We start from the raw sequence: 25,277 nt of genomic DNA, 5'->3' as shown, positions 1-25,277 counted from the left end.
CCCCATTACGGTTCCCGGCGGACCGGCCGGCGCGCGAATCGGCTCCCGGGGCGGCGCGCGCCGCCCCGGGAGCCCCGGGAGCCCCGGCCTACCGGGGCGGGCACTCCAGGACGAGGCGGATCTCCGTGACCTCGTAACCGGCACGGTCGAACGCGGCGGCCATCGGCGCGTTGACGGTGTCCGTGGTCGCGGTGATCCGCTCGGCGCCCGCCGCCGCGTGGAAGCGGGTGATCTCGCCCAGGATCTCGTCGATCAGGCCCCGGCCGCGCTGCTCCGGCACGACGCCCAGGTAGCCGACGTTGCGGTGGTAGGGGGTCGCGGAGGGGATCGCCATCCCCGCCGGCGTCCCGTCCGGCAGCTCCGCAAGGCGCCACCACGAGCGCTCACCGGGGCAGTTCAGGTAGAAGTCGAAGTCCTCGCGGGCCAGCTGCTCGGCATCCATGGTGAGCAGCTCGTTCTGGGTCGCCAGATCGAGGCTGCCCCGGGAGAGGCGCACGAAGGCCTCCAGGAACTCCTCGTCGGTGCCCTCCCGGAAGACCAGCCGCCCGGTGGGTTCGGCGGTTCCGCCCTCCGGGGTCCACTCGTAGCGGAGCCGCTCGATCGCGCGGGTCAGACCGGCCCGCTCGCCGGCCCGCCGACGCCAGGCGACCGCCTCGACCAGCTCCGGCTCGTCCCGCCAGCCGCGCGGCAGCGACATGTTGTAGCCCGGGAGGTTCCCGAAGGCGGTGTGGCCGGCCTCCAGCAGGGCGGTCGCGACGGCGGCCGGGTCGGCCACCCCCGCCCGGACCTGGAGGCAGTCCAGCGCGATGGGCCGCTCGCTGTCGGCACGGCCCCACCACAGGGCGCGGGCCAGGATCCCGCCGTCCTCGTCCTCGGCGAACCAGATCCATTCGGGGCGCATCCGGTTCTCCGCGAGCTCCTCGCGGATCTTCGCCGCGGTCAGGGCGGGGACGGGACCGTCGGCCGGGTAGGCGAGGGCACGGTCGAGGTCTGAGGGGTCTGCGGTGGCAGCGCGAAAGATCATTTGGCGATGATCACATAGGGCCGGCCGACCGAGCCACGACCCCTCGGCGGGGCACCACCGCCCCGGACCGCACGTGCGCCACCGGGCGCCACGGCCACCAACACCGGCGCGTGTCCGCGGTGCCGCGCTCCTCGGTCACCAGCCCCGGGGCCGGTCGCCCCTGAACAGCATTCGCGAACGACAGGACGAGGCCGCCGGGCCGACGCCCACGGCCCCGGGCATTCCGGATTACTCCCGCCGGTCCGGGCGCGGTTCACCAGGCACCGAGCGGGAGTTCACGACCCGCGCGGACCCTCCGACACGAACCGCCCCGCCGCCCCGCCGGACAGCCGACAGGGCGACGGGGCGACGGGGCGAGCCGGGACAGCGCCCGCGCTCCTCAGAGCTTCACCTGGATGATCCCTCCACCGGGCAGGTAGATCGTCCCCGTGGCCTGCCCCGGGTCGCGGGAGACGACGCCCGCGGAGGCGCCGTTGCCCTGGCCGCCCTCCACCCGGGCCGAGTCGATCGCCGGTCCGCGGTTCTGCACGATCCGCACGTAGAAGGTTCCGGCGCTCGCGCTGTACCCGTTCACCCAGGCGCTGTGGCCGTTGTTGTTGAGATGAACGGCGACCCAGTCCTTGCTGTACCAGTTGGATCCGTTGTAGGCGACCCGGCAGCCCGTGTCACCGTTCTGCCAGAGGCCCGAGTCCGAGGGGCACGTCTTCTCCCCGAGGATCTGCTGGACCACGCCCTGCCCCTGCGCCACCGGTGCCGCCTGAGCGACGCCCGGCAGGACACCCGCCAGGACCGCCGCTCCGGCGATCGGCCGGACCCACTTCTTCACGGAACGCTCCCTCCGTCGGAATTCACCAACTCCTGGCACAGATACCTACCCGAACAAACTTGACCCGTCTATGCCGTTCGTTGGCCCGCGCACGGTCTGGCCGATTCCCTCCGCCCAGAGCCCTGAAAGTCCCCCCGGGCCACTCAGGCCGATCATTCGACCGCCGAACTCCGTTTTCCCGCACAGGAGTTGTGCAAGTGGTAGCAGAAGGCCGCCGGGGCGGACACGAATTTCCCCACCCACCCCGCGCGAACGGTCCCGCCCCGGGAATCGGCATTCCGCCGGAGGCACGCATTCCCCATCGGATCGGAGCCGGGACCGGCTTCTTCCCGAATGCAGGACCTCTCCGGCATCGGCCGCCCGCCGGCCCGACCGTCAGGCGCGCGCCGCGGCGTGCTCCGCCAGGAAGGCCCCGGCGTGGGCGGCGGCCTCCTCCCTGGTCGCGCACCCGGCGCCGGCGGCAGCGGCGCCGCGCGTGCCGTCCGCCCCCTCGGCCGTCCAGCTCCAGCCGCCGGGCTCCTGACCCGCCACCAGCTCGGCCGTTCCACCGAACAGCGTCAGCCCGGTGCCCGCCCGCCCCGTCGCGGGGCGGGCGACCGCCTCGGGCCACTTCTTGCGCGCGCCCTGCCGGGTGATGCCCCAGGCGGCGCCCAGCTGCTCGTAGCTCGCGCCGTAGGAGCCGGCGGTTCCCGCCGCGATCGCCGTCAGGCGCTTCACCTCCGCGTCCACCAGCCTCCAGGCGGCGAGGACGGACAGGGTGACGTCGACCGGGTCCTCCTCCCACATCCGTTCCTCGGGCAGCCCGGACGTCCGGGAGCGGATGGCCGACGCGAGCGGATGGAGAGCGTCGAGGAGGGCCTTGTCCAGCCCGACCTGCTCTTCGAGGGTGATCTCAATCGAAGCCATGCGACAACCATAGTTACCGCTAGAGGACCTGGCAACCAAAGTTTCCGAACAGGGCCGCCGGGCCCGTCCGCTGGGCCGATCGGAGGAAGGAGGCGCGGGGCCCGCTCGCCCGCCGAGGGGCCGCGCCACCGAGCACGCGGGCCGATCCGCCCGACAGGCCGCGAACGGGTGAAGCATGTCACGGCTCCGCCCCGTCCCCCGGCCGGGCGCGGGCGGGTAGGTTCCTGCGTCCAAGGGAAGAAGACTCCCCCTTGGACGCAGATCCCGCCGTCAAGAGTTCCTCCGACGAGAGAGGCACGAGTGATGTCTGCACACGATGCACAGGACGCGCAGGACACCACGCACCACCCCCCGCTGCGCATCGGTGTGGTCGCCGAGTCGACCGCCGGGGAGACCAGGGTCGCCGCGACGCCGTCGACGGTGCGCGGGCTGCTGGCACTCGGCTACGAGGTCGGTGTCGAGTCCGGGGCCGGCACGGCCTCCGGCTTCACCGACGAGGCCTACACCGAGGCCGGCGCGCACATCGGGGAGGCGTGGCAGGCCGACGTCGTCCTCAAGGTCAACGCGCCGTCGACCGCCGAGATCGCCCGGCTGGGTGACGGCGCGACCCTGGTCGGCCTGCTCGCTCCGGCCCAACGGCCGGAACTGCTGGCGGAGCTGTCCGCGCGCCCGGTCACCGCGCTGGCGTTGGACGCGGTGCCGCGGATCTCGCGCGCGCAGTCGATGGACGTACTCAGCTCGATGGCGAACATCGCCGGGTACCGGGCCGTGATCGAGGCCGCGCACGTGTTCGGCCGCTTCTTCACCGGCCAGGTGACCGCCGCCGGCAAGGTCCCGCCGGCGAAGGTCCTGGTGGCCGGCGCCGGCGTGGCCGGGCTGGCCGCCATCGGCGCCGCCTCCAGCCTGGGGGCGATCGTCCGCGCGACCGACCCCCGGCCGGAGGTCGCCGACCAGGTCAAGTCGTTGGGCGGCGAATACCTGCCGGTGCGGGTCGCGCAGGAGACCAGCACGGACGGCTACGCCAAGGCGACCTCCGCCGACTACGACCGGGCCGCGGCCGAGCTCTACCACGAGCAGGCCGCGGACGTGGACATCGTCATCACCACCGCGCTGATCCCCGGGCGGCCCGCCCCCCGGCTGCTGACCGCCGCGGACGTGGCGGCGATGAAGCCCGGGAGTGTCGTCGTCGACATGGCCGCCGCCCAGGGCGGCAACGTCGAGGGAACCGTGCCGGGCCGCACGGTGGTCACCGCCAACGGCGTCACCCTGATCGGCTACACCGACCTCGCCTCCCGGCTGCCCGCCCAGGCCTCGCAGTTGTTCGGGACCAACCTGGTCAACCTGCTCACCCTGCTGACGCCCGGCAAGGACGGGCGGCTGGTCGTCGACTTCGACGACGTGGTCCAGCGCGCGGTGACCGTGGTCCGGGCCGGGGAGGTCACCTGGCCGCCGCCTCCCGTGGCCGTGTCGGCCGCCCCCGCCACTCAGCCCGCGGCCGCCCCGGCGGTCCCGGAGCCGAAACGGCCCCGGCTCACCCCGGCGGCCCGCTTCGGCCTGATCGGCCTCGGCATGCTGGCGATGTTCGCCCTGGTCGCCGTAGCCCCGGCCCAACTGGCGGGGAACTTCACGGTGTTCGCGCTCGCGGTGGTCATCGGCTACTACGTCATCGGGAAGGTGCACCACGCCCTGCACACCCCGCTGATGTCGGTGACCAACGCGATCTCCGGGATCGTCGTGGTCGGCGCGCTGCTGCAGATCGGGCACGGGGGCACGCTCGTCACCGTGCTGTCCTTCGTGGCCGTCCTGCTGACCAGTGTGAACATCTTCGGCGGCTTCGCCGTCACCCGCCGCATGCTGTCCATGTTCTCGAAAGGCTGAGCCCCGATGACTTCCACGACGGCCGCCCACGCCGCTGACCTGGTCGCCGCCCTGTTGTTCATCCTGAGTCTGGCCGGACTGTCCCAGCACCGCACCTCCCGCGCCGGCGTCGGCTACGGCATCGCCGGCATGGGCCTCGCCCTGGTCGCCACCGTCGTGCTGGCGTCCCGCAGCATCAGCGCCGGCGCGGTCGCCCTGATCCTCCTCGCGATGGCGCTGGGCGGCGTGATCGGCCTGTGGCGGGCACGGCAGGTCGAGATGACGCAGATGCCGGAACTGATCGCCGTGCTGCACAGCTTCGTCGGCCTCGCCGCGGTGCTGGTCGGCTGGAACAGCTACCTGGAGGTCGAGTCCCGCGGGTCGGCCCAGGCCGCCGTCGCCGCCGACCTGCTGCGCATCCACCACGCCGAGGTCGTCATCGGCATCTTCATCGGCGCGGTCACCTTCACCGGCTCCGTGGTCGCGTTCCTCAAGCTGTCCGGCCGGATCGCCTCCCGCCCGCTGACGCTGCCCGGCAAGAACGCGCTGAACCTCGGCGCACTCGCCGCGTTCGTGGCCCTGACCGTCTGGTTCACCGTCAGTCCTGGCCTCGGTCTGGTGATCGCGGTGACCGTGCTCGCCCTCGTGCTGGGCTGGCACCTGGTGGCCTCGATCGGCGGCGGCGACATGCCCGTCGTCGTCTCCATGCTGAACAGCTACTCCGGCTGGGCCGCGGCCGCCGCCGGGTTCCTGCTCGACAACAACCTGCTGATCGTCACCGGCGCGCTGGTCGGCTCCTCCGGCGCCTATCTCTCCTACATCATGTGCAAGGCGATGAACCGCTCCTTCCTCTCCGTCATCGCCGGGGGCTTCGGCATCGAAGCACCCTCCGGCGGGAGCGAGGAGCAGGGCGAGCACCGCGAGGTCCGCGCCGAGGAGGCGGCCCGGCAGCTCGCGCAGGCCCGGTCGGTCGTCATCACCCCCGGTTACGGGATGGCGGTGGCGCAGGCGCAGCACCCGGTGGCCGAGCTCACCCGCCGGCTGCGCGAGCGCGGCGTCGAGGTCCGCTTCGGCGTCCACCCCGTCGCCGGCCGGCTGCCCGGTCACATGAACGTGCTGCTCGCCGAGGCGAAGGTGCCCTACGACATCGTCCTGGAGATGGACGAGATCAACGACGACCTCGCCGACACCTCCGTCGTCCTCGTCATCGGTGCCAACGACACGGTCAACCCCTCCGCCACCGACGACCCGGCCAGCCCCATCGCCGGCATGCCGGTGCTGCGCGTCTGGGAGGCCGAGCAGGTGATCGTGTTCAAGCGGTCGATGGCCTCCGGCTACGCGGGGGTCCAGAACCCGCTGTTCTTCCGTGAGAACAGCGCCATGCTCTTCGGCGACGCCAAGCAGAGCGTCGAGGAGATCCTGCGCGCCCTCGACGCGGACGGCCGGGACGCCCCGGCGCCGGCCGCCCGCCGGACCGCGGCGGCCGGCCGGGTGGCCGGATAGGCCCGGCCGGTGGCCGAGGTGTGCCGGCCGGGGCAGCGGCCGGCACGCCTCGGCCACCACGCCGGTCCGCCACAGGGGCCGGGACCGGAGCGGCGGACCGGGCCAGGGGCGCGGATCCGGCCGGAGAAATTGGTGGCCCGGTCGTGTCGATCCACGGCCGCCCCGTTCGACCTGGGATAGAGAGGATCGACGAGCGATCCCCAGGACGACGGAGAAGAGCCATGGCGAAGTACATGTTGATCATGCGGGGCAATGACGAGTCGATCGCGAAGATGATGGAGACACCCTTCGACGAGATGCTCACGACCATGGGCCGCTTCAACGAGGAGCTGATCCGGGCCGGCGTGCTCGTCGCGGCCGAGGGCCTGGACGACGCCGCGCAGAGCGTGGTGGTCGACGTCAGCGGTCCGGCCCCGATTGTCACCGACGGCCCGTACGGTGAGACCAAGGAACTGTTCGGCGGCTTCTACATCCTCGACGTGGCGTCGAAGCAGGAAGCGGTCGAATGGGCCAAGCGACTGCCGGCCTTCCCCGGCACGAAGATCGAGATCCGGCGCGTGCCGGGGATCGACGAGTTCCCGCAGGACAACGAGTGGATCATCAAGGAGCGGGCATGGCGGGAGCGGACCGGCCAGCTCTGACACCCATGACGACGGACCACCCGCCGGGCGGTGAAGCCGCCCGGCGGGCCGTCGAGGCCCTCTGGCGGATCGAGTCCGCGCGGGTCGTCGGCGCGCTCACCCGGTACACCGGGGACTTCGACCTCGCCGAGGACGTCGCGCAGGAGGCCCTGGCGCAGGCCCTCGTGGTCTGGGCGCGCGACGGCGAGCCGGCCAACCCGGTGGGCTGGCTGCTGGCCACCGGCCGGCGGCGCGCCATCGACCACTTCCGCCGTCGCTCCGCCCTCGACGACCGCTACGCCGCGATCGCCGGCCGGCTCGTCGAGGGCGGGGCGAGCTCCGGCGCCGAGCCGTCGCCGGACCGGTCGGACGACCTGCCCTGGGACCCGGACCGGATCGAGGACGACGTCCTCGCGCTGATCTTCGTGGCCTGCCACCCCGTCCTCTCGCCCGAGGCCCGCACGGCGCTGACCCTGCGGGTGGTCGCCGGCCTGTCCAGCGAGGAGATCGCCCGCGCGTTCCTGGTGCCCGTGCCGACCGTCCAGGCACGGATCACCCGGGCGAAGAAGACGATCGCCGCCGCCGGGGTCCCCTTCGAGGTGCCACCGTCGGCCGAGCGGCGCGAGCGGCTGGGCGGTGTCCTGAGCGTGCTGTACGTGATCTTCACCGAGGGCTCGACCGCCACCAGCGGTGACCGGTTGCTGCGCCCCGATCTCGCCTATGAGGCGATCCGGCTGGCCCGGACCCTGACCGCGCTGCTGCCCGCCGAACCGGAGGTGTTCGGGCAGCTCGCGCTGTTCGAGCTCACCGCCGCCCGCTTCCCCGCGCGCACCGGCCCGGACGGCGAGGCCGTCCTGCTGGAGGACCAGGACCGCCGGCTGTGGGACCGCTCCGCCGTCCGGCGCGGCCTGGCCGCGATCACCAGGGCCACGGCCGCCGGACGCGGTCTCGGGCCCTACGGGCTGCAGGCGGCGATCGCCGCCTGCCATGCCACCGCCCCGTCGGTCCCGGAGACGGACTGGGAGCGCGTCGTGCTGCTCTACGAGGCGCTCGGCCGGGTCGCGCCCTCCCCCGTCGTCGAGCTCAACCGGGCGGTCGCCGTCGCCATGGCGTCGGGACCGCAGGAGGCCCTGCCCATCGTCGACGGGCTGGCCGCCGCCGGCCGGCTGTCGGGCTCCCATCTGCTGCCGAGCGTGCGCGGGGAGCTGCTCGCCCGGCTCGGCCGCACCGCCGAGGCACGGGCGGAACTGGAGCTCGCCGCCCGGCTGTGCGGCAACACCCGCGAGCGGTCCGTGCTGCTGCGCAAGGCGGCGGCGCTCGGCTGACGCTCCACGGGCGCGCCCCGCCGCCGGGGGAGCCGAGGGCCGCTTCCCGGACGGCCGGGGAGCCGCCGGGCGGTTGGGCCGGGCGGCCGGGGGGCTTCGACGGCAATCCGCCGCGCGCCCGACGAAGAGCGATTCAGCCGATACGGCGCACTCGGTGACTGGGCATCACAGGATTCCGGAAGCCGTCGCACTGGCCGTGAAGCTCGGGTCAAGCACTTCCACTATCCATATGACATGTGCCATTGTACATTTCACATTCCCCAGCGGGCACGGAGAACCAGCTGAAGCGGAGCCTTCGCCATCGGTCCTCACCCCACAGGCCGCGTCCCCAACGCGGCCGACGAAGGCCCCGGAGGCCCCTACGTGAGTACCGACGCCGACCTCGACAGCCGGCTGACCCGGTGCGCCGCCGGCGCCTGCCGCACCGCGACGACCTTCCCGACGTTCTCGGAGTGCGCCGACGGCGGCCTCCGGAAGCTGGACCGGAACTGCGTCCGCGGCAACCTGTCGGCGACCGCCGGCACCTACGCGCACTCCTACCTGCTGGTCCCGGCCGGCACCCGGCAGCTGCGGATCACCGGCGAGGGCGGCACCGGCAACGGGGAGCTGTCCTACCACCAGTCCGGATGGGCGTACACCAACGCCTGCACCACCCGCTCGGCCGGGCCGGGCAACTCCGAGTCCCTGACCGTCACCGACCCGCCCACCGGCTACGCGTTCTTCAGCCTCTACGCGCCGGAGGGCTTCAGCGGGGTGAGCGTCACGAGCGATTTCTGACCGGCCGCCCCCGAGCGACCGCACAAGGACAGGTGACCGCCCCGGCGGAGTGCTTCGGCACCCCGCCGGGGCGGGTCCGTCCCCCCGCCGCGCAGTACCCCTCAGGCCGTGTCCGCCCGGCCCGCGTCGGCGGCGGCCCGCCACACGGAGCGCAGGCGGGCGTCGATCTCACCGGCCTGGCGAAGGCCTGCCCGGAAGGACGGCTCCCAGGCCGCCGAGTCCCCCGGGTCGGCGCCGAACGCCGCCACCGAGGCCGGATCGGGGCTGAGGACCACCACGGCCGCCGCTCCCCCCGCCACCTGCCGGTCGAGTCGCTCCGGGGGGAACAGGTGCGCCAGCGGGTCGACCACGACCAGCGTGCGGGCGCCGGCCGCGAGGTCGGCGTTGGGGCCCGACCGCAGCGCACCGTCCATGTACCGCCGGCCGTCGACGGTCACCGGCGGCGCGGCCCCGGGGAAGGCGCTGCTCGCCGCGACGGCGCGGACCAGCGGCACCTCGCTGTCGCGGTCCCACACCACGGGCTCACCGGTGGCCGCGTCCACGGCGGTGATCAGCAGTCGCCGCTCCGGCCACGCGTCCGCGCCGACCAGGGCGGCACGCGAGGCGAGCAGCACGTCCTCGGCCTCGGGACCGAAGCTGTCCAGCGCGATCCGGCCGACGCGGCGCCTGGACTCCTCGGGGGCCGCGGTGCGGTCGCCGAGCACCGCGAACACCGCGCCGGTCCGTGCGGGGTCCACCGTGATCCGGTGCTCGGGCCGGCGGGTCACGGTCGCGAGCCGGCCCGGATCCTGTCCGGTGGCGAGCAGCGCTCCGACGATCGCGCCGGCCGAGGTGCCGACGATCAGGTCCGCCTCGCCCAGATCGACGCCTTCGCGGCGCAGCCCGCGGGCCAGCCCCGCCGTCCAGGCCGTGCCGGCGTGGCCACCGGGGCCCAGGACGAGTGCGCGGTCGACGGTGTTCATGTGCTCCCCCTCATTGGTGCGGCTCATCGGTGTGTACGGGTGACCGCCGGCACCGGCCGGCTCCCGGCTCCCCGGGGTGCGACCCCTAGGCCCGGCCCGGTCCGGCGGGCTGGGCCCGCGCGGTGAACGTCGCCTCGGTGAACGTGGTGACGTCGGTGAAGCCCAGTCGCCGGTACAGGTCCACGGCGGCGGTGTTGTCCGCGCGGACGTTCAGCCCGATGTGGTCGGCGGTCTCCGCGAGCTGCCGGCAGAGCGCGGCCACGCAGGCGCCCGCGGCGCCCTGTCGCCGGGCCTCGGGGTGCGTCGTGACGTTGCCGAGCACGGCCACCCGCTGGACGGGCGGCCAGGCGTGCACGCCCGCGACCGCGACCAGGCGGCCGTCCAGCCGGGCGCCGAGGTACTGCCCGGTGTCGATCATCCGGTCGTCGAACCAGTTGCCCGGGTAGGCCGCGGCGAACAGCTCCAGCAGTTCGGGCAGGTCCGCCCGGCCCAGTGCGGCCGGCGTCCACCGGTCGGCGGGGTACGCCGCGGCCGCGCGCCCGGGGTCGGTGAGCGCCATCCGCAGCAGCGTGCCGTGGCGGTGCACCTCGTAGGCCTCCGCCAGGATCTCGGCCGCGTCCCCGGTGAGGTGGCCGAAGAAGCGGCGCGGCAGGACCGGCAGCAGCTCCCGGACCAGGTCCTCCACCGCCGACGCCTCGTCGGCCGCGCCGAAGGCCAGCACGGTGGGGATGTCGCCGACGGCGTACAACAGCGCCACCGGACCGTCCGGCGCGAGGCCGAACCACGAGGTGTGCGGCCACAGCAGGTCGTCGAGGTCGCCCAGTTCCATCAGGTGCAGCGCCGGGTCCCGTCGGAAGCGGGCTTCGAGGGCGGCTCGGTCGTGCAGGCTCCGCAAGGACATCGGGCCAGCCTACGGACCGCCGTCCGGCCGGGAGAGCGCGGCCCGGCTCCGCCCGGACAGGCCCCCGGGAGCGGTCGCCGGGACCCGCCGCCGGCCGGGCAGCGGGGCGGCGGCCCCGCTGCCCGGCCGGCGGATCAGGAGGTGAGCTGCCCGGGCCGGCCCGGCACCCAGAGCGGCACCGGACCGGCCTGCGTCATGGACCGGGTCGCGTACTCCTCCAGGCAGGCGGCCGCCCGGCCCTCGTCCCCGCCGCTCAGTTCCACCAGGGCGGTGGCGGCGGCCCACGCGCAGGACAGCGTGAGCGCGAGCGTGTCCTGGCGGCGGTGCCGGCGGCGCACGTACGCCTCGCACCGTTCGGCGATGCGCCGGCCGTGGGACTCCCGCTCCGCCGCCGCCCCGGGCCCGCTGCCGGCGGTCGCCGCCTGGACGCCGTGCCAGAGGAGGGCCAGCGCGACGGGTTCGGCCGGGCGGGACGCGTCGGCGGTCCGCGCCCGCTCGTGGGCCTCGGCCGACTCCCGGCCCAACCGGTCCAGCGCCGCCGGCCCGTCGCCGTCGCCGGTCAGCAGGACCAGCTCCGCCGCCCGGTGCACGACCGCCCGCAGGACGGCTCCGGCCGGCACCCGGAGCCCGGCCGCCGCCGGGTCGGCGAAGGCCAGCCAGGCGTCCGCGAAGGAGGCCGCCCGCAGCTGCCACAGCCACGGCGGGGCCCCGGCCCCCGACCGTTCTCCCGCCGCCAGTCGGATCAGCCCCACGGCGGCGAGATCCGCCGCCTCCGTGTCCGACCCGAGGCCGAACAGCCGTCCACTCCCCATCACGTACCCCCGTCAGCGACCATCACCTGGTGACGGCACATCTCACCACATTGGGACGCGAACGAACTGGACCCGGCCGCCGATGAGACCCAGGACACGTACGGGGCCGGCGCCCGGCCGTCCACGCGGCCGGGTGGCCGCTCACCCGCCCGACGGCACGGCGGTGCCGGCGCGCAGGCCCCGCGTCAGGACGGCGTAGACGCCCGCGGCGGTGAGCAGGCCGGCCGGCAGCGAGAGGTCCAGGCCGACGGCGCCGGCGACCGGACCGGTGCAGAGGGTGTCGACGCACAGGGCACCCGCGGTGACGCCCGCCGCGAGCGCGGCCGCGCCCGCCCGGTTGACGCCGCCGGTGTACCAGAACGGGCTTCCCGGGGTCTCGTCGGTCAGCGCCGGGCCGTCGTAGCGGTTGCGGCGCAGCAGGATGTCGGTGGCGTAGACGGCCGTGGTGGGACCGAGCATCGACAACGGCACCGCCTGGCTCGAACACCCCGACTGCCACGGGCAGTCCACCCACGCCTTCTGGCCCGACCCACTGGCCTACACCCGGGCGATCGCACGGCTCCACCGGGCCGGCGGGCCCACCGCCACCGACGCCATCGGCGACGCCGCCGTCCGGCACGCCCTCGACGCGGTCGAGCGGGCCCGGACCGGCGAGCCGGGTACCGGGCGCGCCGTCCGGCACCGGATCGAGCACATCGAGACGGTGCCCGACGACACCGTGCGCCGGTTCGGCCCGCTCGGCGTCGTCGCCTCCATGCAGCCCACCCACTGCTGCGACTGCACCCGCGCCGACCACACCGACAACTGGTCCCGCCGGCTCGGCGAGGAGCGCGCCTCGCGGGCGTTCCGCTGCCGCGACCTGTGGGACGCCGGCGCGACCGTCGTCCTCGGCTCCGACTGGCCGATCGTCCCCTTCCCGCCCCTGGGCGTGATGGCCGGAGCCCGCCACCGCCGCCCCAGCCGGGACCTCGCCGAACCGCCGCACGGGATCGAGCAGGCGCTCACCCCGCTCCAGGCCCTCCAGGGCATGACCGTCAACGCGGCCCGGGCCGCCGGGGAGGAGGGACGGCCGGACGCCCGGCCGTCGGCCACCGCGCCGACCTCACCGTCCTGGCCGACGACCCGCTCACCGTCCGCAGCACCGATCTGGCCGAACTGCCCGTCCTGCTCACCGTCGTGGGCGGACGGCCGGCACACCGCGCCCCCGGCCTCTGACCGGGGCGGCGACGATCCGGCGGCGCCGGGTGGGGCACCTCGGCCGCCCCACCCGGCGCCGCCGCTTCCTGACCGGGGCCCGGAAGGGGACCGCGGGCCGGGGCCCGGAAGGTGACCGCGGGCCGGGGCCCGGAAGGTGACCGCGCGTCCGGGGCCCGGAGGGCGACTGCGGCCGGGCCGCGCCGGCTGCCGACGGACCAATAGCTAAATCATCGACATACTCTGATCATTGATCTATCCTCTCAGCCATGGCCAACCGTCAACTACAGGAGCCGTCCAGGCTCGTCCTCACCGCGCTGGCAGACGCCCCGCGGCACGGCTACGCGATCGTCCAGGAAGTCCTCGCCATCTCCGGCGGCCGGACCAAGCTCCTCACCGGCACCCTCTACACCGCGCTGGACCGCCTCCTCCAGCAGGGGCTGATCCGGATCGACCACGAGGAGACCGTCGCCGGCCGGATGCGCCGCACCTTCGCCCTCACCGAGGACGGCCGGCAGGTGCTCGGCGAGGAGACCGAGCGCCTGCGCGCCGGGGTCGCCGAGGCCGACCGCCGGCTCGCCCTCGGCAGCGGGCCGGGCCTCGGCGCACCCCGACTGAACGGAGCCACCGCATGACCACGCCCTCGCAGGCCACCGCCCTGCCCGCCAGGCTCCCGCTGCTCGGGCTCTACCCCGCCGCCTACCGGGCCTCCCACGGCGAGGAGATCGCCGCCGTCTTCGCGGAGTCCGTCCAGGGCAGCGACCGCCGGACCGTCGTGCGCGAGTGGGCGGCCCTCGCCGCGCACGCCGCCCGGCTGCGCACCCGGCTCAGCTCCCGCGACCCCGCCGGGCGCGTCCTCGCCGGCGCCGCGCCGTTCATGCTCGCCGGCGGAGCGGCCCTGGCCGCCGTCCACCTGGTGATGGGCCTGTTCCTCACGGTGCCCCGGTTCGACCTGGGGAGTACGAACACCACCGCCACCGCCGTGGTGGGCGCGGTGCAGACCGCGCCCTGGATCCTCGCGCTGGTCTGCGCCGCCCTCGGACGCTGGAGCCTCGCCCGCCTGCTGGTGCTGGCCGGCACCCTCGCCCGGATCGGCGCCGTCGTCGGCTTCTTCGTCCACCCGGCCGGGGCGTTCGCCCAGTACCTCTTCCTGCTCCCGCTGTGGCTGCTGCTCGCCGCACCGATCCTCATCGCCCCGCCCGACGCCGTCGACCACTCGGCCCGCGGTCGCGCCGGGACGACGATCGCCGCTCTCGCCCTCGCGCTGCCGATGACCACGCTCGTCCTGAACTGGCCCTGGCGCGAGGCCGGGGACTACTCCGAACCCATCTTCTCCGACAACCTCCAGGCCCTCCTCGACGCCGCCTCGGCCTGGCCGGCCCTGGTGATGGCGACCGCCTTCCTCGTCCAGCTCGCCGCGGCCCGCCCCGACCGGCTGCGCGCCGCCGGCACGGCGCTGGCCGTGCTCCCCTGGACCGTCATGCTCGCGGCGCCGTACTACTCGCGCCCCCCACGCGATCTCGCCGAACTCGCCCGCAACGCCGCGGTCGTCGCCGCCTTCCTGGCCGTCGCCGTCGGCCTCGCCGCCCTCCGGCGCGCCCTCGCCCCGACCCCGAAGCCGGTCGAACCGGCCTGACCCGGTGGCGGCCTGACACCGGGTCCGTCACCGGGCCGGCCCCACCGTCACGGCGGTGGGGCCGGCCCGTCCGGTCCGGGACGTGGTCCACCGCCGGCACGGCACCGGCGTGGCGAAAATCGGTTTCGAGCGGTGCCCCGGTGCCTCTACTGTGGCGCGGTGGCGACTCAGGTGATTGTTCTCAACGGTGGTTCCAGCTCGGGGAAGTCCGGGATCGTCCGCTGTCTGCAGGCCGTCCTGCCGGGCCCGTGGCTGGCCCTCGGGACGGACACCCTGGTGGAGGCGATGCCGGCGTCCATGCGGGTGTCGGACGGTGGGATCGAGTTCGCGCCGGACGGCGAGGTGACCGTCGGGCCGGAGTTCCGCAGGCTGGAGGCGGCCTGGATCGAGGGGGTCACCGCGATGGCCCGTGCGGGCGCCCGGGTCATCGTCGACGAGGTCTTCCTCGGCGGAGCGGAGTCACAGCGGCGATGGCGGCAGGCCCTGGGCGACCTGCCGGTGCTGTGGGTCGGCGTCCGGTGCGACGGCGCGGTCGCCTCGGGTCGCGAGGTCGCGCGGGGCGATCGGATCATCGGCATGGCCGCCTCCCAGGCCGATCTGGTCCACCGGGGCGTGAGCTACGACCTGGAGGTGGACACCGCGCACGCCGAGTCGATGGAGTGCGCGGTGTCCATCGCCGCACGGGTCGGGTGAGCGGCGGCCCAAATCCCGTCGACGTCAGTCGGCCCGGCCGACGGCCACTTCGCGTGGCCGAGCGGCCCAGGCCCAAACTCAGGCTCAGGCTCAGGCTCGGGCTCAGACTCAGCTGAACGAGCGGGTGGCCGTGATACCGCCGTCCACCGGCAGCGTCACCCCGGTGACGTAGGAGGACCGGTCGCTGAGCAGCCAGGCCGCCGCCTGCGCGATCTCACCGGCGGTCGCCGGGCGGCCTGCCGGGGTGAACCGGGCGACGGCCGCGCCGAAGGCGGGCCCGGCGGTGAAGAGGTGTTCGACGGCCGGCGTCCGCACGACCCCGGGCGCGATCGCGTTGGTCCGGATGCCGTGGCGGGCGTAGTCGGCGGTGGCCGCCTTCACCAGGCCGGTGAGTCCGTGCTTGGCCGCCTGCTGGGTGCCGTCGCCGAACCCCCCGACCAGCCCGCCGACACTGCCGCACAGCACGATCGCGCCGCCGCGGCCGCCCGTGAGCATCGCCCGGAGCTGGGCCCGCAGGCAGAGCCAGGTGCCGCGCAGGTTCACCGCGTGCACCGCGTCCCAGTCGGCCTCGGTCCGCTCCGCGAGCGGCGCCGGCAGGGGGCCCGACCCCGCGTTGTCGAAGGCGGCGTCGAGCCGTCCGTAGGTGTCCAGCGCGGTCCGCACCACCCGGTCGGCACCCTCGCCGGTGGCGATGTCCGCGGCGACGGCCACCGCCCGTCCGCCGCGTGCCCGCACACCGGCCGCCACCGCCTCCACCTGGTGCCCGGTGCGGGCCGCCAGGACGAGCAACGCGCCCTCCGCCGCGAAGAGTTCGGCCGCGGCCGCGCCGATGCCCCGGCCCGCGCCGGTGATGATCGTGACCTTGTCGTCGAGAAGTCCCATACGGCGAGCCTCCCCCGGCCGGGAAACCGGTACCAGGGGCCGGATCGTCCCGGGTCCGCGAACCGGGGTCTGCCAGGTCCTGGATCCGCCGCGCGGACTGTGCCAGCGTGGGCGCATGCCCGACACCCCGCTGAGCGCGTTCCTGCGCGCCCGCCGCCGGAGCCTGGCCCCCGCCGAGGTGGGGCTGCCCGCCGGACCGCGCCGCCGTACGCCGGGCCTGCGCCGGGAGGAGGTCGCCGTCCGCGCGGGCATCTCGGCCGACTACTACGCCCGGCTGGAACAGGGCCGCCAGCGGCTCCCGACCGGCCCGGTACTGGACGGGATCGCCCGCGCGCTGCTGCTGGCCGACTCCGAGCGGGCCTACCTCCACCGGCTGGCCCACCGGCGGCGACCGGAGCAGCAGGCCGCCGCGGCCGACGGCGTGGGAACAGCCACCCGGGCGCTGCTCGCGACCCTGGACCGGACGCCCGCCTTCGTCACCGGCCCCCGGTTCGACCTGCTCGCCTGGAACCCGCCGGCCGGTGCGCTGCTGGCCGATCCGGCCTCCCGGCCGGCCTTCGAACGCAATCTGCTCTGGCAGGTGTTCTGCTGTCCGTACGGCGCGGCCGAGCGGGCCAACCACACGCCCGCCGACTCCATCGGCGCCGACCTGGTCGCCGGGCTGCGCGCCCAGCACGCCGACCGCCCGGACGACCGGGAGCTGACCACGCTGGTCGCCCGGCTCTCCGCGCAGAGCCGGGCGTTCGCCGCGCTCTGGGCCCGGCACCGGGCCGGCCCGCCCCGCCAGGGCCGGCTGTCGCTGCGTCATCCGGATCTGGACGCCGAGGTGCTCGACTACACCGTGCTCGGACTCCCGGACGGCGGCCAGCACCTGTTCGTCTTCCTGGATCCCGGCGGCAGCCGGGCCTCGGACACCTTCCGGCGGCTGCGGGGCGCCGGCCACGCCGACGCCGGCGCCGCACGAGGGACGCCGGTCCGCTGAGCGCGGCCGCCGGGGCCCGGCGCGCTCACCCGGCCGCGGGCCGGCGGCCGTCGCGGGGCGCGGCGAGCGCGACGAACGAGCGGATCAGGGGGTCGGCGTCGCCGGTCCGCCAGGCGACGACCAGACGGCTCGGCGGCATGTCGGCGAGCGGGACGACGGTGAGGCCCTCGGCGGGCCGGTGGCCGACCGGTGCCAGTCCGACCGTGCCGTTCCACAGCACCGCCCGGACGCACTCGTGGACGGTGCGCACCACGGGCCCCTCGCGCGGCGGCCCGCCGGCCCTGGCGCCGCTCCAGTAGGCGCGCCACCGCCGGTCCGTACCGTCGGGGAAGCGGAACCAGGTGCGGTCGTCGAGGTCGGCCAGGCGCAGCAGGTCGCGGCCGGCCAGCGGATCGTCGGCGCGCAGGACCACGCCGACGGGTTCGGCCCGGATCACGCGGGTGCTGATCCCGGTGTCGTCGAACGGCGCCCTGGTCACCGCGACGTCGACCAGGCCGGCGCGCAGCCCGGTGGTGGGGTCGGTGAGGTCGGCTTCGAGGACCTGGACGTCGACCTCCGGATGGCGCCGGCGGAAGGCGGCCGCGAGGGAGGAGCCGGCGCCGCCGGCGTGTTCCACGCTGTCGCCGAGGGTGCCGATGGTGAGGCTCCCCGCTCCCGCCGCGGCCCGGACCCGGGCACGGGCGAGTTCGGCCCGCGCCAGCAGGTCGCGGGCCTCCTCGTACAGGGCGGCCCCGGCCGCGGTGGGCGTCGCGCCGGTGGCGGAGCGGTGCAGCAGGGTGACGCCCAGGTCCGCCTCCAGCCGTTGGACGGCACGGCTCAGCGGGGGCTGGGTCATGTGCAACCGGGCGGCGGCCCGACCGAAGTGGCGCTCCTCGGCGACGGCGACGAAGTAGCGCAGCAGGCGAAGGTCCATCACCGGTCACGATACCCGCGCGGTATCGGGTGGGCCCAACGGGTATTGGACGCCGCCCTCGGCCCGGCGGTGGAGTGGAGGGGCAAGCGATGTCAGCCCCCGTAGCCCGGGTTCCGGTCCCGACCGGTCGGGCGAGGCAAGGAGTGCCACCATGACCGACCACCGACTGCCCGACCCCGTGGTGCGGACCGGCGACGCGTACGAACTCGCTCCCGACCTGCTGATCGTGCCCGACCGGGCCGTCCCGCTGGTCCCGAACATCGGGGTCGTCGGCGGGTCGCACTCCGTCCTGGTGGTCGACACCGGCCTGGGCCCGGAGAACGCCGAGCGCGTGCTGGCCCTCGCCCGCGACTACGCCGGGGGGCGCCGGCTGTACGTGACGTCGACGCACTTCCACCCCGAACACGCCTTCGGCGCGCAGGTCTTCGCCGGGGAGGCGACGTTCCTGCTGAACCGGGCGCAGGCCGAGGACCTGCGGACGAAGGGCGACGGGTACCTCGCGATGTTCCGCGGCCTCGACGCCACCGTCGCCCGGCGGCTGGACGGTGCGCGGGTGCCCGTGCCGGACTTCGTCTACGAGCACTCCCACGACCTCGACCTCGGCGGCCGGTCGGTGCGGCTGAGGGCCGTCGGCCGGGCCCACAGCAAGGGCGACCAGGTGATCACCGTGCCCGACGCCGATGTGCTGTTCACCGGCGATCTGGCCGAGGCCGGACAGTTCGCGATCTTCCCGTGGTTCCCGCCGCACGACACCGATGTGAGCGGCCTCCGGTGGATCGAGGTGATGGCCCGGCTGGCGGCGGCGAGGCCGGGGACGGTCGTCCCGGGCCACGGCGCCGTCGGCGGCACCGAGGTGGTCGAGGACGTGCTCGGGTACCTGCGGGAGCTGCGCGACGAGACCTGGGCGCGCCGGGACTCGGCGATGAGCCGGGAAACGATCGTCGAGGAGGTCCGGGCGGTGCTGATCGAGCGGCACCCCACCTGGGCGGGCCGGGAGTGGATCGACCCGGCGGTCGCGTGCCTGTGCGGCGAACGCCCGGACCGGGATCCGGCCCCGGACGCCCACCGGCCCGGCGGGGACGGGGCGGCACCGGACAGCGGCGCGCCTCGGCCGGCCGGCAGCGCCGGGTACTCCGTCGGGTGAACCGGGGTGCGCCTGCCGACCCGGGGGACACCGGTCGGCGATCGTTGCGGGAGCCCGGCCGACACCCGCGGCCGGCGCGGGCGGACGAGGGAGGCAGCCGTGGAGTTCCTGGTCGACATGGTGACCAGCGTTCCGGAGGGCACGTCCGAACAGGACGTGGCCGGGATCCGGGCCCGGGAGGCCGAGCGGGCCCGGGAGTTGGCCGCGCAGGGGCATCTGCTCAGGCTCTGGCGTCCGCCCCTGGCACCCGGCGAGTGGCGCACCTGGGGGCTGTTCCGGGCGCGGGACGCGGAGCAGCTGGAGCAGGTGCTCGCGTCGATGCCGTTGCGCGTGTGGCGGCGTGACACGGTGACTCCGCTGTCCCCGCACCCGAACGACCCCGGCCGCCCGTAGTGCCGACCCACGTCCGGCCCAGGTTCGGGTCCGGCCCCGGGGCGGCGGTCACCCGGCCGTCGTCCGCCGGACGGATCCGGACACCCGCCCGGCCGGCCGCGCCCGCCTGCCCCGACGACCCGCAGGAGCCCCGATGAACAGCACCCCGGCCCGTGAAGCGATCCTGCACGACGTCCTGGAACGGTGGAAGGCCGCCGTGGACGCGCACGAACCGCAGCAGGCCGCCGCCCTCTTCACCGAGGACGCGATCTTCCAGGGGCTGCACCCCTACAGCGTCGGACGGCAGGGCGTCGCCGACTACTACGGCGCCCAGCCGCTCGGCATGACGGCCGGGTACCGGATCCTCGAAACGCGGCAGCTCGCCGACGACCTCGTGCTGGGCTACCTGGCCGTCGACTTCTCGTTCACCGACCGGCCGACGCTCGCGGTCACCCTCGGCGTCCTGGTCCGGCGGGTGGGCGACGCCTGGTACCTCGGCCACTACCAGGTCTCCCGGCTCGACTGACCCGCCCGCCCCGGTGCGCCCCGCCCGGGAGCCGGCCGGGCGCGGCCTCCCCGGCCTCAGTCCCCGTCGATCAGCCGTTGGAGCGCGGGGGCGTACAGGTCCGCCAGCCGCTCGGGCGTCGCACGGTCGCCCGCGCCCGGGCGGTGCAGGCTCAGTGTCGCGCCGAGTCCGAGCAGCTGACCGGCGATCAGCTCGGCCCGCAGCTCGGCGTCCGGCCCCGGCAGCGAGGCGGCGAGGCGCTCCGTCACCTGGTGCCGGAACCGCTCGCGCAGCAGGGTCCGCTCGTCCTCGTTGCCGAGCGCGAAGACGACGCGCAGCAGTGGGTCGCCGCGCTGCTCCCGGCGCATCCGGACCGTGGTCAGCACCAGGTGGCGGCCCAGCCCGGCCCGCTCGGCGGCGAACAGTTCGTCCGCCGCGGGCCGGAAGTCGGCGACGGTGTTGAACAGGTGCTCCTTGCTGCCGAACCGCTTGACGATCAGCGAAGGGCTCACGCCCGCGTCGGCCGCTATCCCCCGCATGGTGACGTCGGCGTAGGGGCGCAGGGCGAAGGCCCGGCGGGCGGCGCGCAGGATCGCGTCCCGTCCGGTGCCCTGGTCGGCGGCGGGATCGGCCCCGCCCGGCCGCTCGGGCGGGCCGGGGAGCGGCTCGGCGGGCAGCTCGGCGGGCGGCTCGGCGGCTCCGGTCTCGTCGGCGATGGTCATGCGCTCTCCTGGGCCGGGGCCGCGGGGGTCGTCACCCCGACCGTACCGGGCGCGGCCGGGCCGGGGGGTACCGGCCGGCCGGAGGGCAGGAAGAGCGTCGCGACCAGCGCCGCGGCGGCCGTCGCGGCCGCGATCAGGAAGATCAGCAGATAGGCGTGCAGGGTGGGGGCGGTGTGCCCGGCGGCGGTGAAGGTGACATGGGCGAGCACGGCGGTGACCACCGCGCTGCAGCAGGCCTGTCCGACCGAGCGCATCAGCGTGTTCAGCCCGTTCGCCGCGCCGGTCTCGCCGACCGGCACGGCCCGCATCACCAGCGCGGGCAGCGCCGAGTACGCGATGGCGGTGCCGGAGGCGACGACGGTGGCGCCGGCCACGATCAGCCAGAGGCTGTGGCTGGTGAAGAAGCGCACCAGGTAGCCGACCACCATGACGGCCGCCGCGAGGGCGAGCGTCGTCCGCGGCCCGTACGTCGCGGAGATCCTGGCGGAGAGCGGGGAGAGCGCCACCATCGCCAGGCCGCCCGGCAGCAGGCAGAGCCCGCCCACCACGATCGAGGCGCCGAGGCCGTAGCCGGTCTCCTTGGGCTCCTGCACCATCTGCGCGGTGACCAGGGAGTTCGCGTAGAAGGCGAAGCCGATGAGCATCGCGGCGACGTTGGTCAGCAGCACCGCGGGCCGGGCCGAGACCCGCAGGTCGACCATCGGCGAGGCGGTGCGCAGCTCGTACCGGCCCCAGAGCAGCCCGAGCAACGCGGAGCCGCCGAGCAGGCCGAGCGTGCGCGGCGAGGTCCAGCCCCAGCCGGCGCCCTGGGTGATCGCGAGCAGCAGGCCGACGAGCACGGCGCCGAGGCCGAGCGTCCCGAGCAGGTCGAAGCGTCCCCGGGAGCGCAGCGGCGACTCCGGCACGATCCGGAGCACCAGGGCGATGTCCAGCAGGCCGAGTGCCGCGGAGGCCCAGAACATGGTGTGCCAGTCGAAGTTCTCGACGACCAGCGCCGCCACCGGCAGACCCACGGCGGCGCCGATGCCGAGGGTGGAGCTCATCAGGGCGATGGACGGCAGCACGCGCTCGGGCGGCAGTTCGTCGCGGATGATGCTGATGCCGAGCGGGATGACGGCGAGGGCCGCGCCCTGCAGGGCCCGGCCGGCGATCAGCACGCCGATCTGCGAGCTCACGGCGCACAGCACGGACCCGGCGGTGAGCACGGCCAGCGAGGCGATCAGCACCCGCCGTTTGCCGTACATGTCGCCGACCCGGCCGAGCACGGGGGTGAAGACCGCGCCGGTCAGCAGGGTGACGGTGACCAGCCAGCCGGCCGCGCCCGGCGAGCTGCCGGTCAGCGCGGGCACGTGCGGGAGCAGCGGCACGACCAGGGTCTGCATGACCGCGACGACGACCCCGCAGAAGGCGAGGACCGGCACGATCAGGTGGGCCCGGGGCGCCCGCGCGGACGGCGAAGGGGCTGGGGAGGGCGGGCCGGGCTCGGCCGTCACCGGGGTCATACCGCTCCAGACGCTGATCCACAGAGGTGTGCACAGATGTTCACCCCTCTCAGAGTAAACGCCTGTGCACCCCCCTGTCCCGCCTCTTCGACATCGCGGCCGGGCCCGCGGCCGACCCCCCGGCCGCCGTCAGCCCGCGGGACGTCAGGCGCAGTCCGGGCAGATCCCGCGGTAGGTGACCTCGACGGTGGCGACGGCGAAGCCGAACCGCTGCTCCGCCGGGAGGTCGCCCAGCGGGTCCCCGGCCGGGTGGACGTCGCGGATGGTGCCGCAGCCGGAGCAGACCAGGTGCTGGTGCGGGCGGTGCGCGTTGGGGTCGTAGCGCCTGGCCCGGCCGTCGGTGGCGACCTCCATGACCTCGCCGAGGCCGACCAGCTCGCCCAGGGTGTTGTAGACGGTCGCCCGGGAGATCTCCGGCAGCCGTTCGACCGCGCGGGCGTGCACCTCGTCGGCCGTGAGATGGACGTGATCGCCGTCGAGGACCTCCGCGACGACCCGCCGTTGGGCGGTCAGCCGCCAGCCGCGCCCTCTCAGCCGTACCAGCAGGTCACTCATATCGGTTCACCTATTCAGGCTCATGGGGGAACCCCGGATTCTAGCAGTGGCCTTCCGAACTCCGACGGGATACCGACTCGGTGTGGTTCTTGACTTGGAATCCGTCCATCGTAGGATCGGTTCCGGCGATAGCCTAGGGGGCAGTGAGGCTCCGGAACGGCGGTGAGCACCTCCGCGTCGGGTGAGCTACTCCTCCTCATTGAACGACCCCCTCAGGTGTTTCACCCCTCGATCGTTCCTGAACACAGTGATCCGCCCGGCCCGGAAGGATTCCCATGTCTGAGAACCATGACGCGATCGTCACCGACGCGAAGGCGGAGGGGGGAGGAGGGTGCCCGGTCGCGCACGGGCGCGCCCCGCACCCGACCCAGGGCGGTGGGAACCGCCAGTGGTGGCCGGACCGGCTCAACCTGAAGATCCTCGCCAAGAACCCGGCGGTGGCCAACCCGCTCGGCGCGGACTTCGACTACGCCGCGGCGTTCAACACGCTCGACCTCGCGGCCGTCAAGCGTGACCTCGCCGAGGTGCTGACCACCTCGCAGGACTGGTGGCCGGCCGACTTCGGCCACTACGGCCCCTTCATGATCCGGATGGCCTGGCACAGCGCGGGCACCTACCGGATCAGCGACGGCCGCGGCGGCGCCGGCGCCGGCCAGCAGCGCTTCGCCCCGCTCAACAGCTGGCCGGACAACGCCAACCTCGACAAGGCCCGCCGCCTGCTGTGGCCGGTGAAGAAGAAGTACGGCCAGAGCCTGTCCTGGGCCGACCTGATGATCCTGGCCGGCAACGTCGCGCTGGAGACGATGGGCTTCCAGACCTTCGGCTTCGGCGGCGGCCGCGAGGACGTCTGGGAGTCGGAGGAGGACGTCTACTGGGGCCCCGAGACGACCTGGCTCGACGACGAGCGCTACACCGGCGACCGCGACCTGGAGAACCCGCTGGGCGCGGTCCAGATGGGCCTGATCTACGTCAACCCCGAAGGCCCCAACGGCAATCCGGACCCGATCGCGGCGGCCCGCGACATCCGCGAGACCTTCCGCCGGATGGCGATGAACGACGAGGAGACCGTCGCCCTGATCGCGGGCGGCCACACCTTCGGCAAGACCCACGGCGCGGGCCCGGCCGACAACGTCGGCCCCGACCCCGAGGCCGCCCCGCTGGAGCAGCAGGGCCTGGGCTGGAGCAGCACCTACGGCACCGGCAAGGGTGACGACACGATCACCAGCGGCCTTGAGGGCATCTGGACCAACACCCCGATCACCTGGGACAACACCTTCTTCGAGATCCTCTTCGGCTACGAGTGGGAGCTCTTCGAGAGCCCGGCCGGCGCCAACCAGTGGCGGCCCAAGGACGGCGCCGGCGCGGGCACCGTCCCGGACGCGCACGACGGCTCGAAGACGCACGCCCCGACCATGCTGACCACGGACCTCTCGCTGCGGTTCGACCCGGTCTACGAGGAGATCTCCCGGCGCTTCCTGGCCGACCCCGCGGCGTTCGCGGACGCCTTCGCCCGGGCCTGGTACAAGCTCACCCACCGCGACATGGGCCCCGTCGTGCGCTACCTCGGCCCCGAGGTCCCGGCCGAGACCCTGCTGTGGCAGGACCCGCTGCCCGCCGCCACGCACGCCACGGTCGACGCCGCCGACATCGCCGCCCTCAAGCAGCGGGTGCTGGCCTCCGGCCTGTCCGTCTCCCAGCTGGTCTCCACCGCCTGGGCCTCGGCCTCCTCCTTCCGCGGCAGTGACATGCGCGGCGGCGCCAACGGCGGCCGCGTCCGGCTGCAGCCGCAGAGCGGCTGGGAGGTCAACGAGCCCGACGAGCTGGCGACGGTGCTGCGCACCCTGGAGGGGGTGCGGGAGTCGTTCAACGCCGGGCGGACCGACGGCAAGGCGATCTCGATCGCGGACCTGATCGTCCTCGCGGGCGCGGCGGGTGTCGAGAAGGCCGCCGCCGACGCCGGCTCCCCGGTCGAGGTGCCGTTCACCCCGGGCCGGGTGGACGCGACCCAGGACGAGACCGACGTCGAGTCCTTCGCGGCGCTGGAGCCGGCCGCCGACGGGTTCCGCAACTACCTCGGCAAGGGCGTCCGGCTGCCGGCCGAGTACCTGCTGCTGGACCGGGCCAACCTGCTGAACCTGAGCGCCCCGGAGCTGACCGTCCTGGTCGGCGGTCTGCGCGTGCTGGGCGCCAACCACCAGCAGTCCTCGCTGGGCGTCCTGACCGCCACTCCCGGGCGGCTGACGAACGACTTCTTCGTCAACCTGCTCGACCTGGGCACGACGTGGAAGGCGACCTCGGAGGACGCGAACACCTTCGAGGGCCGGGACGCGGCCACCGGCGAGGTCCGCTGGACCGGCAGCCGGGCCGACCTGGTGTTCGGCTCCAACTCGGAGCTGCGCGCGCTCGCCGAGGTCTACGCGAGCGACGACGCCAAGGAGAAGTTCGTGGCGGACTTCGTCGCGGCCTGGACCAAGGTGTCCGAGCTCGACCGGTTCGACCTGCGCTGACCCCCGCCCGTCGGGAACCCGCCGTGGCCCCGCCGCCCGGGTGGGGGGCGGGGGCCCGCCGGGGGGGGCGGGGGGGGGGCGCCCCCCCCGGTTTGCGGGCCCGGGGCCCCTCCAGACACCGGTGGCCGGGGGCACCGCCGGCCTGCCCCCCGCCCCG

General features: G+C 74.8%; 24 protein-coding genes and 2 pseudogenes. 14 read left to right on the top strand and 12 right to left on the bottom strand.

All coding sequences use genetic code 11. The features are described from left to right. Positions 1 to 88 precede the first annotated feature (88 nt). The 3 genes from ACIQTO_RS22820 to ACIQTO_RS22810 all read right to left on the bottom strand — a co-directional run bounded on the left by ACIQTO_RS22820 (position 89) and on the right by ACIQTO_RS22810 (position 2,756). Positions 89 to 1,024 (bottom strand): GNAT family N-acetyltransferase, encoded by a 936-nt coding sequence (locus ACIQTO_RS22820; protein WP_402390918.1) that lies wholly within the window; start codon positions 1,022 to 1,024, stop codon positions 89 to 91. A gap of 379 nt (positions 1,025 to 1,403) precedes the next feature. Next, complete coding sequence (locus tag ACIQTO_RS22815) at positions 1,404 to 1,850, bottom strand: hypothetical protein (RefSeq protein WP_402390917.1); 447 nt, start codon at positions 1,848 to 1,850, stop codon at positions 1,404 to 1,406. A 375-nt stretch (positions 1,851 to 2,225) separates the two neighbouring features. Next, complete coding sequence (locus ACIQTO_RS22810) at positions 2,226 to 2,756, bottom strand: hypothetical protein (protein WP_402390914.1); 531 nt, start codon at positions 2,754 to 2,756, stop codon at positions 2,226 to 2,228. A 303-nt stretch (positions 2,757 to 3,059) separates the two neighbouring features. Here ACIQTO_RS22810 and ACIQTO_RS22805 point away from each other — a divergent pair, with 303 nt between their 5' ends. From ACIQTO_RS22805 to ACIQTO_RS22785, 5 genes are all read left to right on the top strand, one after another. After that, positions 3,060 to 4,634, top strand: a complete 1,575-nt coding sequence (locus ACIQTO_RS22805) for a Re/Si-specific NAD(P)(+) transhydrogenase subunit alpha (RefSeq protein WP_402390912.1) — start codon at positions 3,060 to 3,062, stop codon at positions 4,632 to 4,634. Between the two features lie 6 nt (positions 4,635 to 4,640). Continuing rightward, complete coding sequence (pntB, locus tag ACIQTO_RS22800) at positions 4,641 to 6,116, top strand: Re/Si-specific NAD(P)(+) transhydrogenase subunit beta (RefSeq protein ID WP_402390909.1); 1,476 nt, start codon at positions 4,641 to 4,643, stop codon at positions 6,114 to 6,116. Between the two features lie 221 nt (positions 6,117 to 6,337). Then, the gene (locus ACIQTO_RS22795) at positions 6,338 to 6,757 is read left to right on the top strand and encodes a YciI family protein (RefSeq protein ID WP_402390907.1); all 420 of its coding nucleotides are present in this window, start codon (positions 6,338 to 6,340) and stop codon (positions 6,755 to 6,757) included. After that, positions 6,730 to 8,061, top strand: coding sequence for an RNA polymerase sigma factor (locus ACIQTO_RS22790; protein ID WP_402390905.1), 1,332 nt, complete (start codon positions 6,730 to 6,732; stop codon positions 8,059 to 8,061). The genes ACIQTO_RS22795 and ACIQTO_RS22790 overlap by 28 nt, the downstream gene beginning before the upstream one ends. A 363-nt stretch (positions 8,062 to 8,424) precedes the next feature. Next, positions 8,425 to 8,838 carry a pre-peptidase C-terminal domain-containing protein gene (locus tag ACIQTO_RS22785; RefSeq protein ID WP_402390902.1) on the top strand — a complete coding sequence of 138 codons (414 nt, stop codon included), beginning with the start codon at positions 8,425 to 8,427 and terminating at the stop codon, positions 8,836 to 8,838. 101 nt (positions 8,839 to 8,939) lie between these two features. Here ACIQTO_RS22785 and ACIQTO_RS22780 read toward each other — a convergent pair whose 3' ends face one another. The 4 genes and pseudogenes from ACIQTO_RS22780 to ACIQTO_RS22765 all read right to left on the bottom strand — a co-directional run. Next, complete coding sequence (locus ACIQTO_RS22780) at positions 8,940 to 9,827, bottom strand: patatin-like phospholipase family protein (RefSeq protein WP_402390899.1); 888 nt, start codon at positions 9,825 to 9,827, stop codon at positions 8,940 to 8,942. Positions 9,828 to 9,885: 58 nt separating this feature from the next. Next, positions 9,886 to 10,701, bottom strand: a complete 816-nt coding sequence (locus tag ACIQTO_RS22775; RefSeq protein ID WP_402390896.1) for a GNAT family N-acetyltransferase — start codon at positions 10,699 to 10,701, stop codon at positions 9,886 to 9,888. Positions 10,702 to 10,835: 134 nt separating this feature from the next. Next, a complete protein-coding gene (locus tag ACIQTO_RS22770) occupies positions 10,836 to 11,513 on the bottom strand; it encodes a hypothetical protein (RefSeq protein WP_402390893.1) in 678 nt (225 codons plus the stop codon). Positions 11,514 to 11,654: 141 nt separating this feature from the next. Next, positions 11,655 to 11,972: pseudogene (locus ACIQTO_RS22765) on the bottom strand (nitrate reductase); the annotation flags it as partial. On the opposite strand from ACIQTO_RS22765, the pseudogene ACIQTO_RS22760 reads away from it, so the two are divergent. The 4 genes and pseudogenes from ACIQTO_RS22760 to cpt all read left to right on the top strand — a co-directional run. Then, a pseudogene (locus tag ACIQTO_RS22760) lies at positions 11,968 to 12,728 on the top strand (amidohydrolase family protein); the annotation flags it as partial. The pseudogenes ACIQTO_RS22765 and ACIQTO_RS22760 overlap by 5 nt on opposite strands. A 248-nt stretch (positions 12,729 to 12,976) precedes the next feature. Continuing rightward, positions 12,977 to 13,342, top strand: coding sequence for a PadR family transcriptional regulator (locus ACIQTO_RS22755; RefSeq protein WP_402390891.1), 366 nt, complete (start codon positions 12,977 to 12,979; stop codon positions 13,340 to 13,342). Next, the gene (locus ACIQTO_RS22750; RefSeq protein ID WP_402390888.1) at positions 13,339 to 14,343 is read left to right on the top strand and encodes a hypothetical protein; all 1,005 of its coding nucleotides are present in this window, start codon (positions 13,339 to 13,341) and stop codon (positions 14,341 to 14,343) included. The genes ACIQTO_RS22755 and ACIQTO_RS22750 overlap by 4 nt, the downstream gene beginning before the upstream one ends. 159 nt (positions 14,344 to 14,502) lie before the next feature. Further along, the gene (cpt, locus tag ACIQTO_RS22745) at positions 14,503 to 15,036 is read left to right on the top strand and encodes a chloramphenicol phosphotransferase CPT (RefSeq protein WP_402390886.1); all 534 of its coding nucleotides are present in this window, start codon (positions 14,503 to 14,505) and stop codon (positions 15,034 to 15,036) included. Positions 15,037 to 15,144: 108 nt separating this feature from the next. On the opposite strand, the gene ACIQTO_RS22740 is transcribed toward cpt, so the two are convergent. Further along, a complete protein-coding gene (locus ACIQTO_RS22740; protein ID WP_402390883.1) occupies positions 15,145 to 15,918 on the bottom strand; it encodes an SDR family NAD(P)-dependent oxidoreductase in 774 nt (257 codons plus the stop codon). A gap of 115 nt (positions 15,919 to 16,033) precedes the next feature. Between ACIQTO_RS22740 and ACIQTO_RS22735 the strand changes: the two genes are divergently transcribed. Then, complete coding sequence (locus tag ACIQTO_RS22735; protein WP_402390880.1) at positions 16,034 to 16,900, top strand: helix-turn-helix transcriptional regulator; 867 nt, start codon at positions 16,034 to 16,036, stop codon at positions 16,898 to 16,900. Positions 16,901 to 16,925: 25 nt separating this feature from the next. On the opposite strand, the gene ACIQTO_RS22730 is transcribed toward ACIQTO_RS22735, so the two are convergent. Continuing rightward, positions 16,926 to 17,813, bottom strand: a complete 888-nt coding sequence (locus tag ACIQTO_RS22730) for a LysR family transcriptional regulator (protein WP_402390878.1) — start codon at positions 17,811 to 17,813, stop codon at positions 16,926 to 16,928. A gap of 151 nt (positions 17,814 to 17,964) precedes the next feature. Between ACIQTO_RS22730 and ACIQTO_RS22725 the strand changes: the two genes are divergently transcribed. From ACIQTO_RS22725 to ACIQTO_RS22715, 3 genes are all read left to right on the top strand, one after another. After that, a complete protein-coding gene (locus ACIQTO_RS22725; protein WP_402390875.1) occupies positions 17,965 to 18,957 on the top strand; it encodes an MBL fold metallo-hydrolase in 993 nt (330 codons plus the stop codon). Between the two features lie 99 nt (positions 18,958 to 19,056). Beyond that, positions 19,057 to 19,350, top strand: a complete 294-nt coding sequence (locus ACIQTO_RS22720; RefSeq protein ID WP_402390873.1) for a muconolactone Delta-isomerase family protein — start codon at positions 19,057 to 19,059, stop codon at positions 19,348 to 19,350. A 133-nt stretch (positions 19,351 to 19,483) separates the two neighbouring features. After that, complete coding sequence (locus tag ACIQTO_RS22715) at positions 19,484 to 19,855, top strand: YybH family protein (RefSeq protein ID WP_402390870.1); 372 nt, start codon at positions 19,484 to 19,486, stop codon at positions 19,853 to 19,855. A gap of 56 nt (positions 19,856 to 19,911) precedes the next feature. Here the strand turns inward: ACIQTO_RS22715 and ACIQTO_RS22710 are convergent, their stop codons facing one another. The 3 genes from ACIQTO_RS22710 to ACIQTO_RS22700 form a co-directional block, all read right to left on the bottom strand. Then, complete coding sequence (locus tag ACIQTO_RS22710) at positions 19,912 to 20,556, bottom strand: TetR family transcriptional regulator (RefSeq protein ID WP_402390867.1); 645 nt, start codon at positions 20,554 to 20,556, stop codon at positions 19,912 to 19,914. Further along, positions 20,553 to 22,058, bottom strand: coding sequence for an MFS transporter (locus ACIQTO_RS22705; RefSeq protein WP_402390865.1), 1,506 nt, complete (start codon positions 22,056 to 22,058; stop codon positions 20,553 to 20,555). Before ACIQTO_RS22705 ends, ACIQTO_RS22710 begins: the two co-directional genes overlap by 4 nt. 144 nt (positions 22,059 to 22,202) lie before the next feature. Continuing rightward, the gene (locus ACIQTO_RS22700; RefSeq protein ID WP_402390862.1) at positions 22,203 to 22,613 is read right to left on the bottom strand and encodes a Fur family transcriptional regulator; all 411 of its coding nucleotides are present in this window, start codon (positions 22,611 to 22,613) and stop codon (positions 22,203 to 22,205) included. 275 nt (positions 22,614 to 22,888) lie between these two features. Between ACIQTO_RS22700 and katG the strand changes: the two genes are divergently transcribed. After that, positions 22,889 to 25,120, top strand: a complete 2,232-nt coding sequence (gene katG, locus ACIQTO_RS22695) for a catalase/peroxidase HPI (RefSeq protein WP_402390860.1) — start codon at positions 22,889 to 22,891, stop codon at positions 25,118 to 25,120. The last annotated feature ends 157 nt before the right edge of the window (positions 25,121 to 25,277 follow it).

It is taken from the genome of Kitasatospora sp. NPDC091207, assembly GCF_044768625.1.
In the GTDB taxonomy this organism is placed as follows: domain Bacteria; phylum Actinomycetota; class Actinomycetes; order Streptomycetales; family Streptomycetaceae; genus Kitasatospora.
The sequence above is the reverse complement of the archived record's forward strand: the minus strand, read 5'-3'. Positions and strand labels throughout refer to the sequence as shown.